The sequence below is a fragment of the Pseudomonas sp. NFIX10 genome, assembly GCF_900111955.1.
GTDB lineage: Bacteria > Pseudomonadota > Gammaproteobacteria > Pseudomonadales > Pseudomonadaceae > Aquipseudomonas > Aquipseudomonas fluorescens_AA.
Window position 1 is genome coordinate 61,783 of sequence record NZ_FOKH01000005.1, and the last position, 14,402, is coordinate 76,184.

The 14,402-nt window shown below is 60.5% G+C and carries 15 protein-coding genes; 8 read left to right on the top strand and 7 right to left on the bottom strand.

Annotated elements, in window-relative coordinates:
* Positions 1-8 precede the first annotated feature (8 nt).
* A complete protein-coding gene (locus BM321_RS29535; protein WP_139230463.1) occupies positions 9-209 on the bottom strand; it encodes a hypothetical protein in 201 nt (66 codons plus the stop codon).
* Here BM321_RS29535 and BM321_RS06290 point away from each other — a divergent pair.
* From BM321_RS06290 to BM321_RS06300, 3 genes are all read left to right on the top strand, one after another.
* The gene (locus tag BM321_RS06290) at positions 208-1,335 is read left to right on the top strand and encodes a glycerophosphodiester phosphodiesterase (RefSeq protein ID WP_092441916.1); all 1,128 of its coding nucleotides are present in this window, start codon (positions 208-210) and stop codon (positions 1,333-1,335) included. The genes BM321_RS29535 and BM321_RS06290 overlap by 2 nt on opposite strands.
* 122 nt (positions 1,336-1,457) lie before the next feature.
* Positions 1,458-1,763 (top strand): PepSY domain-containing protein, encoded by a 306-nt coding sequence (locus tag BM321_RS06295; RefSeq protein WP_092441917.1) that lies wholly within the window; start codon positions 1,458-1,460, stop codon positions 1,761-1,763.
* A gap of 183 nt (positions 1,764-1,946) precedes the next feature.
* Positions 1,947-2,969, top strand: a complete 1,023-nt coding sequence (locus BM321_RS06300) for a transporter (RefSeq protein WP_072408633.1) — start codon at positions 1,947-1,949, stop codon at positions 2,967-2,969.
* A gap of 66 nt (positions 2,970-3,035) precedes the next feature.
* Here BM321_RS06300 and BM321_RS06305 read toward each other — a convergent pair whose 3' ends face one another.
* Entirely contained in the window at positions 3,036-4,661 is a 1,626-nt protein-coding gene (locus BM321_RS06305) for a methyl-accepting chemotaxis protein (RefSeq protein ID WP_092441918.1), read from the bottom strand.
* A 345-nt stretch (positions 4,662-5,006) separates the two neighbouring features.
* Between BM321_RS06305 and BM321_RS30450 the strand changes: the two genes are divergently transcribed.
* From BM321_RS30450 to BM321_RS06315, 3 genes are all read left to right on the top strand, one after another.
* The gene (locus tag BM321_RS30450) at positions 5,007-5,150 is read left to right on the top strand and encodes a hypothetical protein (RefSeq protein ID WP_162893862.1); all 144 of its coding nucleotides are present in this window, start codon (positions 5,007-5,009) and stop codon (positions 5,148-5,150) included.
* A gap of 72 nt (positions 5,151-5,222) precedes the next feature.
* Complete coding sequence (locus BM321_RS06310) at positions 5,223-5,417, top strand: hypothetical protein (protein WP_092441919.1); 195 nt, start codon at positions 5,223-5,225, stop codon at positions 5,415-5,417.
* A 103-nt stretch (positions 5,418-5,520) separates the two neighbouring features.
* A complete protein-coding gene (locus tag BM321_RS06315; RefSeq protein WP_060740977.1) occupies positions 5,521-6,720 on the top strand; it encodes an MFS transporter in 1,200 nt (399 codons plus the stop codon).
* Here the strand turns inward: BM321_RS06315 and arfB are convergent.
* Complete coding sequence (gene arfB / locus BM321_RS06320; RefSeq protein ID WP_092441920.1) at positions 6,717-7,130, bottom strand: alternative ribosome rescue aminoacyl-tRNA hydrolase ArfB; 414 nt, start codon at positions 7,128-7,130, stop codon at positions 6,717-6,719. The genes BM321_RS06315 and arfB overlap by 4 nt on opposite strands.
* A 163-nt stretch (positions 7,131-7,293) precedes the next feature.
* Entirely contained in the window at positions 7,294-8,709 is a 1,416-nt protein-coding gene (locus BM321_RS06325) for an amino acid permease (protein ID WP_092441921.1), read from the bottom strand.
* Positions 8,710-9,648: 939 nt separating this feature from the next.
* Here BM321_RS06325 and BM321_RS30455 point away from each other — a divergent pair.
* Positions 9,649-9,786: a hypothetical protein gene (locus BM321_RS30455; protein WP_003178782.1), complete on the top strand. Its 138-nt coding sequence runs from the start codon at positions 9,649-9,651 to the stop codon at positions 9,784-9,786.
* Between the two features lie 93 nt (positions 9,787-9,879).
* Complete coding sequence (locus BM321_RS06330) at positions 9,880-10,845, top strand: M29 family metallopeptidase (protein WP_092441922.1); 966 nt, start codon at positions 9,880-9,882, stop codon at positions 10,843-10,845.
* Between the two features lie 207 nt (positions 10,846-11,052).
* Here BM321_RS06330 and rluB read toward each other — a convergent pair whose 3' ends face one another.
* From rluB to BM321_RS06345, 3 genes are all read right to left on the bottom strand, one after another.
* Positions 11,053-12,288: a 23S rRNA pseudouridine(2605) synthase RluB gene (gene rluB, locus BM321_RS06335; RefSeq protein WP_003178780.1), complete on the bottom strand. Its 1,236-nt coding sequence runs from the start codon at positions 12,286-12,288 to the stop codon at positions 11,053-11,055.
* Positions 12,289-12,638: 350 nt separating this feature from the next.
* A complete protein-coding gene (gene scpB, locus BM321_RS06340; RefSeq protein ID WP_092333503.1) occupies positions 12,639-13,589 on the bottom strand; it encodes an SMC-Scp complex subunit ScpB in 951 nt (316 codons plus the stop codon).
* Positions 13,590-13,600: 11 nt separating this feature from the next.
* Positions 13,601-14,299 (bottom strand): segregation and condensation protein A, encoded by a 699-nt coding sequence (locus BM321_RS06345; RefSeq protein ID WP_175459510.1) that lies wholly within the window; start codon positions 14,297-14,299, stop codon positions 13,601-13,603.
* Between the last annotated feature and the right edge of the window lie 103 nt (positions 14,300-14,402).

The following is a 14,402-nucleotide window of genomic DNA, read 5'->3' on the forward strand; positions in this document are numbered from 1 at the left end:
TCGATGGTTTACACGCAGGGCAAGCGAATGCTGGAGTTAAGGTTTCCCTCTGCCGGGGAAACTGGTGCGGCCAAGGGTACTGCAAAGCGACCTGGAAATGCGTGGGAAAAATCTGCTTTACACAGGTTTATGTCGGTGTAGCGATAGCGCCAACCGCGTTCAATTGTTAAAAGATAGGTTTTTGCCTCCTGCGAAAGGATCTCGAGCATGCCTGTCACCTTCACCCGCAGCGCCTTGGTGCTGAGCCTGTTGCTCGGCTTTGGTCAGACACAAGCCTCCGAAGCCCCGAGCCCCAAGGCCCTGGCAACCCTTCAAGGCATTCCGCATCCGGCGGTCATTGCCCACCGAGGTGCCTCGTTCGACGCGCCGGAATCCACCGCCGCCGCCTACAAGCTGGCCCGCGACCTGGGCGCCGATTATCTGGAACTGGACCTGCAACGCAGCAAGGACGGAGTGTTGTTCGTCCTGCATGACGACAGCCTGCTGCGCACCACGGATGTCGCCACCAAGTTTCCCGACCGCAAGGACAGCACCGCCAACGAGTTCACCATGGCGGAACTCAAAACCCTCGATGCCGGCAGCTGGTTCAACACCGCCTACCCGGACCGCGCCCGCCCTTCGTTCGCTGGCCTGAAAATCCTCACCCTCGATGAAGTGATCGACATTGCCGAGGGCAACCCACGGCACAAACCGGGGCTGTACATCGAAACCAAGGAGCCGAAGCTGTTTCCCGGCATCGAACGTGACCTCAAGGACAAATTGCAGGACCGTGGCTGGTTGAGCCCCTCCGGCTCCAAACTCGCAAAAAGCGCCACCGGGGTCGGTCAAGGCAAGGGCAAGGTGGTCTTGCAGACCTTCGAGAAGAGCAGCCTGGAACTGTTGCACAAAGAGATGCCGAAGGTGCCGAAGATCCTCTTGCTGTGGGTCGGCGAGGGCAACATCGAGCCCAAGTCCAAGGTGCCGTTTGCCGAATCCGGTGAAACGGACAAGGCGGCCTACTATGCCAGGCAGGAACCCAAGGACAGGGCGGAATTCGAGAAATGGGTCCAGTACGCCAAGGCCCAGGGCGCAGTGGGCACCGGTCCGTCCGCAGCCTTGACCCATGGCGGCAGCCAGAGTTACTCGGATCTCGTGAAGCCGTGGATGAACCAGTACACCCATGCCCAGGGTTTGCTGGTGCATGTCTACACCGTGGATGAGCCGGTGGACTTCAAGAAAGTGATGGACGCTGGCGTCGATGGCATTTTCACCAATCGGGCCAGTGAATTGCTCAAGTATTTCAAGCGTCCCGAAACAGGCAGTGTGACGCAGCTGTTGGAGAAGAACGGCTACTGAGTCGAAAGACGCTTCCAGGAAACGTGCTTCAAGTTTTTTCGAATTAAGGGTGAATTAAGTTGCCAGAGATAATCTGAACCCACTTAAACGACTCACCCTTTAACGACACCAAGGAAAGACATATGAAAACTTTGACTGCCCTGTTCACCGCTGCCGCCCTGACCCTCACCGCTGGCCTGGCCCAGGCTGACGTTCGAATCGACCAAGTTCCGCAACTGGTCAAGGAAGGCAAGATCAAATCCCTGGAATCGATGAACGAAGATGCCCTGAAGTTGCACCCAGGCGCCACCATCACCGACACCGACTTGGATAACCACTTCAACGGTTATGAGTATGAAGTGGAACTGAAAACTGCCGACGGCAAAGAGTTTGACGTGGACTTCGATGCCACAACGGGCAAAGTCCTGACCAACAAGCAAGACACTTGATCCATCGATTAAAGAAGCCGCGCAACTTTCAAGTTGCGCGGCTTTTTTGCGTACGCCGTGTATAAACCGCCACCGATCTGACGACACCGCGCAACTGTCACAAAACCTTCAAGAAAGCTTGCAATGATGCCGCTCAAGTGAACCTGTTGTCGCCGCGACAGGCACTCCCCGCAGCGAGCCCTCATGAACCACAGCATCGACCAAAGCCATCGCGATCCTGACCTGTTCGGCCTGCTCTACGGCTTTCGTTTCCGCCCCGGCGAGCGTGGCCGGGAGATCGATTCGGCCCAGGCCCTGCGAAGCCTGCAACAACCGCAAGACCCGGATGAGTTTCTCTGGCTGCACCTGAACCTGGCTCACGCAGCGTGCGAACGCTGGATGAAAAGTCACCTGGCCCTGCCCGAGGAATTTTTCGAGGCCTTGCACGAAGGTTCACGCTCGACCCGGATCGAACATGTCGACTCGGCATTGCTGGCCGTGGTCAACGATGTGGTGTTCAACCTCAGCAACCTGGTGTCTTCGGATGTCTCCACGTTGTGGGTTTGCGTGCACAGTCGGTTGATCATCAGCGCGCGCCTGCAACCTTTGCATTCGGTCGACAAGCTGCGCTCATCGGTCAAGGCCGGCGAGTGCTTTCGCTCACCGCTGGAACTGCTCGTGCATCTGCTACGCGACCAAGGCGAAGTGCTGACTCAGATCGTGCGCAAGACCAGCCTCAGCGTCGACCAGATCGAAGACCAATTGCTCTCTTCGCGACTGTCCACCAACCGCTCCGAGTTGGGCGCCCAACGTCGCGTGCTGGTGCGCCTGCAACGCCTGCTGGCCCTGGAGCCAGGCTCGTTGCTGCGCTTGCTCAACCGCCCACCGCAATGGTTGCAGAAGGAGGACGTCAAGGAGCTGCGCAAGTCCACCGAGGAGTTTGCCCTGATCATCAACGACCTCACCGCCCTGGGCGAGCGGATCAAGCTGCTGCAGGAAGAGATCGCTGCCAACCTCAACGAACAAAGCAACCGTACGCTGTTCACCCTGACCGTGGTCACGGTCCTGGCGCTGCCCATCAACATCATTGCCGGCTTCTTCGGCATGAACGTCGGCGGCGTACCGCTGGCCGGTGATCCCGAGGGCTTCTGGATCCTGGTGGCGCTGGTGGCGACCTTTACCGTGATTGCAGGTCGATGGGCGTTTCGCAAGCGACGCGATTATTGAAATCGTTCCACCTCGGGTTCACATAAGCTTCTGTGGTGAGGGAGCTTGCTCCCTCACCACAAGCCGTCAAGCACTCAACCGCGCCGTCACTTCATTCAACTGCCCGGACAACCCATGCAAATCCCGACTGGCCGCTTCGGTGCGCTGCACATTGTCGAGATTGGTGCTGGCGATGCAGGTGATTTCAGTGAGGTTGCGCGAGATGTCTTCGGCCACGGAGGTCTGCTCCTCCGCGGCGGTGGCGATCTGGCGGTTCATGTCGCGAATCGCTTCCACCGCCTGGGTGATGCGTTCCAGCATGGCGCCGGCCTGGGTCACCTGCTCGACACTTTCTTCACTGCGCGACTGCCCGCTTTCGATGGCCTGGGCGGCGTCCACTGCACCAGTCTGCACGGTCTGGATGATCTGGTTGATTTCGATGATCGATGATGCCGTGCGCTGGGCCAGGTTGCGAACCTCATCGGCGACCACCGCGAAACCGCGACCGGCCTCACCCGCCCGTGCCGCTTCGATGGCTGCGTTGAGTGCCAGCAGGTTAGTCTGCTCGGCGATCCCGCGAATCACTTCAAGCACTTTACCGATGCGCCCGCTGTCGGTTTCCAGACGACGGATCACCGTGGCCGTGTTGACGATTTCGCCACGCATCTGGGTGATGGTGTGGATAGTGCCCTGCATCACTTTCTCGCCCTGCTGCGCCGAATGATCGGCATCATCGGCAGCCCGCGCCGCATCGGCGGCATGGCGGGCAACTTCCTGGGCGGTGGCGGACATCTCGTTCATGGCCGTTGCCACCTGATCGGTGCGTTCGAATTGTTCGCTGGTACCTTGGCTCATCAGGCTGGCGATGGCATTGAGCTCACCGCTGGCACTGTCCAACTCCGTGGCACTGCGTTGCAGGCGCGTGAAGGTTTCGGCGAGGAAATCGCGCAAGGTATTGGCCGCCAGGGCGAGATCGCCCAGTTCGTCCTGGCGATTGCTGACGACCCGCTCGGCGAAACGGCCGCGACTCAATTGGGTCACGTATTCGATCAGGTTGCGGATGGGCTGCACCAGATTGCGGTTGACCAGCCACAGGCTGAACAACCCGATCAGCAGGCCCGAAACCAGCATCACTACGGTGCCCAACATAATCGTGCGATCCGCCCCGGCACTGATCGACACCGATTGCTCGCTGCCCATCTGGTGCAACTCAGCCACCAATGCACTCATCTGCTCGCTGGCAGCACGGTCGACGCCCTTGACCGCCGCATCACCGGCCGCCGCGTCAGCACCGGCCGCCACAAACGCGTCCCGGCCCTTCTGGTATGCCGAACCCAACTGACGGTGTTCGTCCCTCAGGCGCTCAATGCGTGCCTTGATTTGGGCTGGGAGGTCCTTGTGCCCGATCAACTCACCCAGAATGCCCTGGACATCGTGCTGGCGCTCTTCGAATTGCTTCCAGTACTTGTCCAGGTCCGCTGGCTGCTTGCCGCGCAACAGGACGTTTTTCCACTCCTGGACCTGCACCTTGAATTGCAGGTTGGCCTCGTCGATCAACTGCGAGGCGCGCAACGGGCCATCAATCAGGTGGCGATAATTCTGGACACCCTCGGACAGGAAATGAAAGGACGCCAGGGCGATCAGCAGCATCGCCAGCAAACTGCCGCTGAGCAGAGCAAGGATCTGGGCTCTTAAGGATTTTCGTAGAAACATGGTGGGAATCTCATGGAAGTAAAAGAGCCGAACTCACGGAGCGACATGCCCCGACCTCCATGTCCGGTGTCACGACCGAATGCAGCGGCATATACACACACCATCGGCCCTGCGGGCGCACTCTTGAGCCTCGCCGACTACCGGTAACTCCCTGGTGTCGGCCACCAGGAAAACTCGCCCAAGCCACCGTAAAGCGAGATTGGTCATGACTTGTCCAGACAACCCCTTTTATCGGCACACCAGGATTTAAAAGTCTTTTTGTCATTTCTCCTGGGGTATCCTGCCCACGCTTTGTAAAAGCGCGGATCTACCAGATCTATCCACAGACTTTGCGAGGAGCGCGATATGCACGAGATCCCTAATCTCCCCTTCCCAAGCCTGCACGACACTGAGCAGACGACCACGCTACAAGCCGGGGGGCAACCTGATGCCCAGCAACCCGAGCCCAAGGAAGCCACTGAACGCCGCCAGGCCGACAGCGAAGACTGATTGACCCGCACCACCAGACCGTGTGGAAAGCGCTAAGATGCGCTTTCCACACTGCCTGAACCCGAGCGCCCCATGACCGATGACACCCCTCCCTTCAGCGAAACCCAGGCCAGCGTCCTGATCGGCACCGCCGAGAGAATGGTCGAGATCTGGACCCGCCTTCCCGCCGAGAAACAAGCGGCCCTGCTGGCCCGTTTCGGCAGCGAAGAAAACGCCATCGCCGCGCTGGTCACCACGCGCCTGGTCAGCGGACAGCACGACCGCTGAACCACCATTGGGCAAATAGTTTTACTTTTCCACGCCGGGACGCCGCGCTCGCCGTTATCATAAGCAGCCTATCTATCCCGCTGCTCCGTGGACCTCTTATCCCATGTCAGATTCCCAGCGCCCCCTGGCGGTCACGCTGCAAGTCGTTTCCATCGTCCTGTTCACCTTCATCGGCTACCTGAATATCGGCATTCCCCTGGCCGTGCTGCCCGGTTTCGTCCATGGCGAACTGGGTTTCGGCGCGGTGATCGCCGGGCTGGTGATCAGCGTGCAGTACCTGGCCACCCTGCTCAGTCGCCCTTACGCAGGGCGAATCATCGACAACCTGGGGAGCAAGCGCGCGGTGATGTTCGGCCTCGCCGGCTGTGGGCTGAGCGGTGTGTTCATGCTCGTGTCGGCCTGGACGCCCCACCTGCCGACACTCAGCCTGATCAGCCTGTTGATCGGTCGCCTGGTGCTGGGCAGCGCCGAAAGCCTGGTGGGTTCGGGTTCGATTGGCTGGGGCATTGGCCGGGTCGGTGCAGCGAATACCGCCAAGGTGATTTCCTGGAACGGTATCGCCAGTTACGGCGCGCTGGCGATCGGTGCGCCGCTGGGGGTATGGCTGGTCAACGCGTTGGGGCTGTGGAGCATGGGCGTCAGCATCATCTTGCTGGGGTTGCTGGGGCTGGCATTGGCCTGGCGTAAAACCGCGGCGCCCATCGTCGCTGGCGAACGCCTGCCATTCATGCATGTGTTGGGACGTGTACTGCCACACGGCTGCGGCCTGGCCCTGGGCTCCATCGGGTTTGGCACGATCGCGACCTTCATCACCCTGTACTACGCCACGCAGCACTGGGACAACGCCGTGCTGTGCCTGAGCCTGTTCGGCGCCAGCTTCATCGGCGCGCGCCTGCTGTTCGGCAACCTGATCAACCGTCTGGGCGGCTTTCGCGTAGCGATTGCCTGCCTGTCGGTGGAAACCCTTGGCCTGTTGCTGTTGTGGCTCGCACCGGATGCCCACTGGGCCCTGGCGGGCGCGGCGTTGAGCGGTTTCGGCTTTTCCCTGGTGTTTCCGGCGCTGGGCGTGGAAGCGGTCAACCTGGTGCCGGCCTCCAGTCGTGGGGCGGCGGTGGGCGCCTATTCGCTGTTCATCGATTTGTCGTTGGGGATCACCGGGCCACTGGCCGGTGCCATTGCCGCCGGCTTCGGCTTTGCCTCGATCTTCCTGTTCGCCGCCCTGGCAGCCCTGGGCGGGTTGGCACTGAGTGTCTACCTGTACCGGCAGGCGCCCCGGTACCGTGAAGCGCGGGAGAAGGACTAGAAATCCACCTTGCCGCGCCCGGCCTTGATCGAGCCGCGCTTGGTCTTGGATTCCAGGCGACGCTTTTTCGAACCCAGGGTCGGCTTGGTCGGGCGGCGCTTCTTTTCGACCTTGGTGGCGCTGAGGATCAGTTCGGACAAGCGCTCCAGCGCGTCGGCACGGTTCTGTTCCTGGGTGCGGTACTGTTGGGCCTTGATGATCAGCACACCGTCGCTGGTAATGCGACTGTCGCGCAGGGCCAGCAGCCGCTCCTTGTAGAACTCGGGCAGCGACGAGGCCGGAATGTCGAAGCGCAAATGCACGGCGCTGGAGACCTTGTTGACGTTCTGCCCCCCGGCCCCCTGGGCGCGGATAGCCGTCAGCTCGATCTCGGCATCCGGGATGTACACGGTGTTGGAAATCGCCAGCATGGGAAAAGGGTCCGCAATCAGGACCCACAGAATACCCCGAATCCCCCCGACAACGCCTAACCCTGTGGGAGCGAGCTTGCTCGCGATTGCAATGCGTCAGTCACCCTTGATATTGCTGACCCACCACCATCGCGAGCAAGCTCGCTCCCACAAGGTTTCGTGCTTACTTGGCAGCCGCCACAGCCAATTCCTGGCGGGCACTGCGCTTGTTCTTGATCACGTAGCACACCCACATGAACACCACCCACACCGGAATCGCATACACCGAGATCTGGATGCCGGGGATCAGCAACATCACGCCCAGGATGAACACCACGAACGCCAGGCAGATGTAGTTGCCGTACGGATACCACAGCGCCTTGAACAACGGCGTCTGGCGAGTCTGGTTCATGTGCTGGCGGAATTTGAAGTGCGAGTAGCTGATCATCGCCCAGTTGATCACCAGGGTCGCGACCACCAGTGACATCAGCAACTCCAACGCATGCTGCGGGATCAGGTAGTTCAACAGCACCGCCACCAGCGTGACCGCCGCCGACGCGAGGATCGAACGTACCGGCACGCCGCGCTTGTCGATCCTGGACAAGGCCTTGGGCGCATCGCCCTGCTCGGCCATGCCCAGCAACATGCGGCTGTTGCAGTAGGTGCCGCTGTTGTACACCGACAGCGCGGCGGTCAGCACCACGAAGTTGAGGATATGCGCAGCGGTGTTGCTACCCAGCATCGAGAACACCTGCACGAACGGGCTGCCGCTATAGGCATCGCCGGAAGCGTTAAGGGTGGCCAGCAGGCTGTCCCAAGGCGTCAGGGACAACAGCACCACGAGCGCGCCGATGTAGAAAATCAGAATACGGTAGATCACCTGGTTGATGGCCTTGGGAATCACGGTTTTTGGTTTGTCGGCCTCAGCGGCGGTGAAACCGAGCATTTCCAGGCCACCGAAGGAGAACATGATGATCGCCATGGCCATCACCAGGCCGCTCACGCCGTTGGGGAAGAACCCACCGTGGGACCACAGGTTGGTCACCGACGCCTGCGGGCCACCATGACCGCTGACCAGCAAATAGCTGCCCAAGGCAATCATGCCGACAATCGCCACGACCTTGATGATCGCGAACCAGAACTCGGCCTCGCCGAAGACTTTGACATTGGCCAGGTTGATCGCATTGATCAGGATGAAAAATGCCGCCGCCGACACCCAGGTCGGGATGTCCGGGGCCCAGTAATGGATGTACTTGCCGACCGCGGTCAGCTCGGACATGCCCACCAGGATGTAGAGGATCCAGCAGTTCCAACCCGACAGGAACCCGGCGAAACCGCCCCAGTACTTGTGGGCGAAGTGGCTGAAGGACCCGGCGACGGGCTCTTCGACGATCATTTCGCCCAACTGGCGCATGATCATGAAAGCGATGAAGCCGCAGATGGCGTAGCCGAGGATCATCGACGGGCCGGCTGATTTCAGCACCCCGGCCGAGCCGAGGAACAGGCCGGTGCCGATCGCGCCACCAAGGGCGATCAATTGAATGTGGCGATTTTTCAGGCCGCGTTTCAGCTCGCCCGAATGCGAGTTTTGTCCACTCATGAAAAGGGTCTCACGCAAGGTTTGATGATGTTCGTTAGACGTTGCCGCTCGAATCGGATCTCAAGCAGCGCCGATCAAACCCCAGCGCAGGCACCAGGACTTCAGCGTTTTTACAACGGTCATGCGTCACCTGTTTGTTTTTATCTGTGACGAAATCGAACCCGACACGCTTGTGGCGTGGCGGAGTGAACAAGGTGGATAACCTTGAAAGTGCGTGGGTACGCGAAGGGTCACAGTAAAACGCGGCGCATTGTACACCGCTGCCCCCCTGCTGCCAGACACCACCGGATCAGCGTGTCGTTTGCCGGGATTGCATGGGTCCGCCTCGAACGTGCCGGGCGGCTGCAAAAAAGTGTCCAGGCCCTTGCGAGCCCGTGAAGGATGTAGCGCTAAAGACGCCACGACGGGAGAAATGCACTTGAGCTGTGGCGTTCATTGCGCCTCCTTCTTGTTATTCACCTGCACAACAGGCATAGGGCGCATCTCACCCTGCCCATCGATTCGAAACAAGCGGGCCAGAGCCTTGGAAAACCCTGCAGGGCGGGGCTTACGGAAGTTTTTTCTTACGCTTCGGGGAAACGACGTTTCAGGCCCTCTGGGCCGGCCTTTTTCGTCAGCATTTCTTTACAAACTGTCACGCAAACTTTCCAAGTAGGAATTTTCCGTAGGCTGACTGCAAATTGACGGTAGGTAGCTACCTATTTAAAAAAAACACCCAGGCAGCTGTTTTTGAATGAGTAATGCTGTCGGTGAAAATGGAACAAAAAGTTCAAACGAAAAAAAATAAATTATTTTTTTGCAATCCAAAAAACCCTCGACTAGGTTTTCAGCGACTTGCCAAGGCATCGTGCCGACAAGTTCTGCGGTGCCGTTGTCGGCCTGTTTCCACTCGCCGAATCGGTCCGCTGATTTCCGTAAAAGTCATCTAGGAGATTCACTATGCAAGCACTGGACAAAGACTTGGAAACCGAACTGCAACTGGACGAATGGTTTGAAGCTCCGACCCATGAAGCCGCTGTTGAAATGATGCAAGCCGACGCCGTCGTTCCGTTCGGCACGGCGATGTGGCCTCTGTAGGCACCGCCCGGCGGAGGCGATCCGGCCGGTCGACTCCGCCACTTTTTGCCGGTTGTCAGGGAAGTCAAATGAACTTGTCAGGGAAGAATAAGCATGGACACACAACGAGCCATCTCACATTTCCTTTACTACCTCGAACACCACCCCGCCCTGGCCGGCATTCAGCCCGCCAAGGTGTTGCTCGGTCATACCGCTGACTACGAAGCGCTGACCGGCGCCATTGCCGAGCAGGCGGACAGCGGCTCGCCCTTCCGGTTCAGTGCCATGCGACTGGACCTCGAATCCACGGAGCGCCTGTCCAAGGCCATTGCCGACAGCGATCTGTATATTTTCTTCTACGACTCTTCCACTCTGGCCAACCCACGTCCCGACGGCCCGGACTTTGTCCGTGCGCTGCAAGGCGTGATGGCCGACAACTGGAAGAAATCGCTGCTGTTCAAGGACTACGGCGATTATTTCTACGACACCTTCAGTGTGATTCCCCAGCGCATCGCCGGGCTCAACAGTCACCTGATCCGGCGCATGTCCCAGGCGACGACCCTGAGTTTCCAGGATGACCACGGTTCATATTTCGACACCGCCCTGGGCGGCGTGAAGAAATGGACCGACATCAACGGGGTCGGCAACTACGACCTGGCCCCCGGCGAAATCGCCACCCACAGTGACACTATCAACGGTCGGGTGAAGTTCGTTGGCACGTTCCTGAGCACCATCCCGTTCGCACGTAAATACGGCGTGTTGCAATCGCCGCTGGAGCTGTGGATCGAAGACTCCACCATCCAGAAGATCGCCACCGATGTGCCGGGCCTGGAACACGACTTCAACAAGTACCTGGACGCCAACCCGTCCAATCGCCGCATCGAGGAACTGGGAATCGGCACCAACGAAGGGGTCAAGAGCCTGTACGCCCGCAATGCCGGTTTCGAGGAGCGCCACTGCGGCTTGCACCTGGGGCTCGGCGGTGGGGCCAAGGGCAGCCACCATCTGGATCTGATTTTCGAGAGCGGCGTATTGGCGCTGGATAACGAGCCGATATTCGATGGGCGGTTTGTGCTTTAGGTTGGGATTTCTTCAAGGCTGATGCCGCCATCGCGAGCAAGCTCGCTCCCACAGTGGGACGGCGTTGAATGTAAATCTTCCATTCGCTGAAGACCCCTGTGGGAGCGAGCTTGCTCGCGATGGCGGACTCACCGGCACCGAATCAATAAAAGCCAGGCAAAAAAAAAGCCAACTCGAAAGTTGGCTTTTTTCATGGGCGGCTGCCGATCACTCCGGCTTACGACGCCCGAACCCCGGACGCTGTCCCGAACCTGCCGGTGCACCACGGCGCTTGCCCGATGGCGCGTCGCGGTCGGCCAGGACGATACCCGGACGCTTTTTCGGCGCCGGCTTGGCCGGACGCTTGGTGTCGGCCGGGCGATCTGCGACTGGCGTGCCGCGGCCTGCCGGAGCACCGCGACCTTCACCGCGCTCGGTCCGACCATTGGCCGGACGCGGCGTACGTGGGCCACGCTCACCGTCCTGACGAGGCGCAGGCTTGCGGGCCGGGCGTTCGCCTTCGATCTGCGGCTCGCGGGAAGGGCGCGGACCGGTCGCCACACCTTCAGCAGCCGGACGCAGCGTACGCACGCGCTCGGTCTTGCCCATCGGGCGCGAGGATTTACGCTGCATCCGCTCCAGCTTGTCCTTGCTCTTGGCGGTCATCTGCGGCATCGCCACCGGCTTGAGACCCACTTCGGCGGCCAGGATGTCGACTTCGTACTGGCTCATTTCGCGCCAGCGGCCCATCGGCAGGTCGGAGTTGAGGAACACCGGGCCGAAACGCACGCGCTTGAGACGGCTGACCACCAGCCCCTGGGATTCCCACAAACGCCGTACTTCACGGTTACGGCCTTCCATCACCACGCAGTGATACCAGTGGTTGAAGCCTTCGCCGCCGGGCGCCTGCTTGATGTCGGTGAAACGCGCCGGGCCGTCTTCCAGCACAACGCCGGCCTTGAGGCGCTCGATCATCTCGTCGTCGACTTCGCCACGCACACGCACGGCGTATTCGCGGTCCATCTCGTAGGACGGGTGCATCAAACGGTTGGCCAGCTCACCGTCGGTGGTGAACATCAGCAAACCGGTGGTGTTGATGTCCAGGCGACCGATGTTGATCCAGCGGCCTTCTTTCGGACGCGGCATCTTGTCGAACACGGTCGGACGGCCTTCCGGGTCGTCACGGGTGCAGATCTCGCCGTCGGGCTTGTTGTACATGATCACGCGGCGCACCGTTTCGGCGGCCTCTTCGCGCTTGATCACCTTGCCATCGATGGTGATGGCGTCGTGCATGTCGACACGCAGGCCCAAGGTGGCATCTTTGCCATTGACCTTGATCCGGCCCTGGGTGATCCAGGCTTCCACGTCACGGCGCGAACCGACGCCGATACGGGCGAGGACTTTTTGCAGCTTCTCGCCTGCTGGGCCGATTTCCTGGCTGTCGTTCTGGTCTAGGTCTTTCATTCTGGGCACCTCCCGGTGTGGTCGGGTCAGGCGCTGGGCCTGACGCTTTGAAAACGGGTCTTGGACGAAGGGATCGCCAAAGGGTCGCGAATCATACGCCTGTTGAGGCGATTGCGCATCAGAGATTAGCTGATCAATCCAGGCCCAGCGCTTTTTCCGCCGACCGGTGGCGCAATGCAGAGGCTCTTGGTGGAGTTCATGATGCACCGCATGACCCCCTGTGGGAGCGAGCTTGCTCGCGATAGAGGTTTAACTTTCAACGATGATGTTGGCTGTCAGACCGCTATCGCGAGCAAGCTCGCTCCCACAGGGGTAGTGGGGTTTCAGCATTGTTTTTCCAGCACGCGGGATCAATCGTCGAACTGGCGCCGTTCGTTCTCGATCGCCTCGGCCAGGGCCCGGGCTTCGGCTTCTTCGTCGCTCAGTTCGGGTTCCGGCGGCTGGAGGGCGGCAACGGCGGCCAGCAGTTTTTCCCGGGCCTCGGCAACGCCGAGGATGTCCTCTTCCGGTTCTGCTTCTGGCTCTGGCTCTGGTGCAGGCTCCACCTCGCTATCGGCCTCGGGTGGCTCATCCCCAGGACCAGGCCCCTCACGCAGCAGGTCGTCGAAATCGGTCTTGAGGCCTTCTTCCATGGTGTCCAGCTCCAGCAACAACGAGTGGAAACTGGTCTCTTCCTTCGGCTCCTCAGGCTCGGCGCTGGCATCCGCCAGTTCCTGCAAGCCCTGGGGCACCGGCACGTCGTCGAACTCCAGCACCGGCTCGGGCTCCAGCTCCCGCAGTTCGGCCAGGGGCGGCAGGTCATCCAGGTTCTTCAGGTTGAAGTGATCGAGAAAGGCCTTGGTGGTGGCGAACATCGCCGGTTTGCCGGGCACATCGCGATAGCCGACGACGCGGATCCACTCGCGCTCCAGCAACGTCTTGACGATATGGCTGTTGACCGCCACGCCCCGTACATCCTCGATCTCGCCCCGGGTGATCGGTTGGCGATAGGCGATCAACGCCATGGTTTCGAGCATGGCGCGGGAGTAGCGCTGCGGCCGCTCCTCCCACAGGCGCCCGACCCAGGGCGCGAACTTCTCGCGGATCTGCAGGCGATAACCGGACGCCACTTCCTTGAGCTCAAAAGCCCGTCCCTCGCAGGACTTGCCCAGCAGCGTCAGGGCTTTCTTGAATACGGCCGGCTCGGGTCGCTCGCCTTCTTCGAAGAGTTCGAACAGGCGCTCCATCGATTGCGGCTTTCCCGAGGCCAACAGGAAGGCTTCAAGCAATGGGGCCAGCTCGCGGGGTTCAGTCAGATTCATTGATTTGCTCGTTATTCGGCTCGTGCCCGCACGTGGATCGCTGCGAACGGCTCATTCTGCACCAGCTCGACCAAGGATTCCTTGACCAATTCCAGGATCGCCATAAACGTCACCACCACCCCCAACCGCCCTTCCTCGGCGGTGAACAGCTCGACGAACGGCACGAAGCCGCCGCCCTTGAGCCGCTCCAGCACATCGCTCATGCGCTCGCGGGTGGACAGCGCTTCGCGGCTGACCTGATGACTTTCAAACATATCGCCTCGGCGCAGGACCTCGGCCATGGACATCAGCAGTTCTTCCAGGCTCACATCCGGCAGCAACTTGCGCGCCCGCGCTTCGGGCGCATCGAGCTTGGGCACCACCACATCGCGGCCCACCCGGTTCAAGCCATCGAGGCCTTCGGCGGCGACCTTGAAGCGTTCGTACTCCTGCAAGCGCCGGATCAACTCGGCCCGCGGGTCGTCCTCTTCCGCTTCGACCTCCGCCGAGCGCGGCAGCAGCATCCGCGACTTGATCTCGGCCAGCATGGCGGCCATCACCAGGTACTCGGCCGCCAGTTCCAGGCGTACCGACTGCATCAACTCGACGTAGCCCATGTACTGGCGGGTGATTTCCGCCACGGGGATGTCGAGGATATTGATGTTCTGTTTACGGATCAGGTACAGCAGCAGGTCAAGCGGGCCCTCGAAGGCTTCGAGGAACACTTCCAGCGCATCCGGCGGAATGTACAGGTCCAGGGGCATTTCCATGACCGCCTGGCCATAGACCATGGCGAACGGCAACTCCTGCTGCGCGCCGGCCTGGCTGTCGGCA

Bases quoted from the DNA above. Each gene is read 5' to 3' on its own strand.
- BM321_RS06315 (WP_060740977.1), top strand. From the start codon at position 5,521: ATGTCAGATTCCCAGCGCCCCCTGGCGGTCACGCTGCAAGTCGTTTCC.
- BM321_RS06300 (WP_072408633.1), top strand. From the start codon at position 1,947: ATGAACCACAGCATCGACCAAAGCCATCGCGATCCTGACCTGTTCGGC.
- BM321_RS30450 (WP_162893862.1), top strand. From the start codon at position 5,007: ATGCACGAGATCCCTAATCTCCCCTTCCCAAGCCTGCACGACACTGAG.
- BM321_RS29535 (WP_139230463.1), bottom strand. From the start codon at position 209: ATGCTCGAGATCCTTTCGCAGGAGGCAAAAACCTATCTTTTAACAATT.
- BM321_RS06330 (WP_092441922.1), top strand. From the start codon at position 9,880: ATGGACACACAACGAGCCATCTCACATTTCCTTTACTACCTCGAACAC.
- scpB (WP_092333503.1), bottom strand. From the start codon at position 13,589: ATGAATCTGACTGAACCCCGCGAGCTGGCCCCATTGCTTGAAGCCTTC.
- BM321_RS06305 (WP_092441918.1), bottom strand. From the start codon at position 4,661: ATGTTTCTACGAAAATCCTTAAGAGCCCAGATCCTTGCTCTGCTCAGC.
- BM321_RS06295 (WP_092441917.1), top strand. From the start codon at position 1,458: ATGAAAACTTTGACTGCCCTGTTCACCGCTGCCGCCCTGACCCTCACC.
- arfB (WP_092441920.1), bottom strand. From the start codon at position 7,130: ATGCTGGCGATTTCCAACACCGTGTACATCCCGGATGCCGAGATCGAG.
- BM321_RS06325 (WP_092441921.1), bottom strand. From the start codon at position 8,709: ATGAGTGGACAAAACTCGCATTCGGGCGAGCTGAAACGCGGCCTGAAA.
- BM321_RS30455 (WP_003178782.1), top strand. From the start codon at position 9,649: ATGCAAGCACTGGACAAAGACTTGGAAACCGAACTGCAACTGGACGAA.
- rluB (WP_003178780.1), bottom strand. From the start codon at position 12,288: ATGAAAGACCTAGACCAGAACGACAGCCAGGAAATCGGCCCAGCAGGC.
- BM321_RS06290 (WP_092441916.1), top strand. From the start codon at position 208: ATGCCTGTCACCTTCACCCGCAGCGCCTTGGTGCTGAGCCTGTTGCTC.
- BM321_RS06310 (WP_092441919.1), top strand. From the start codon at position 5,223: ATGACCGATGACACCCCTCCCTTCAGCGAAACCCAGGCCAGCGTCCTG.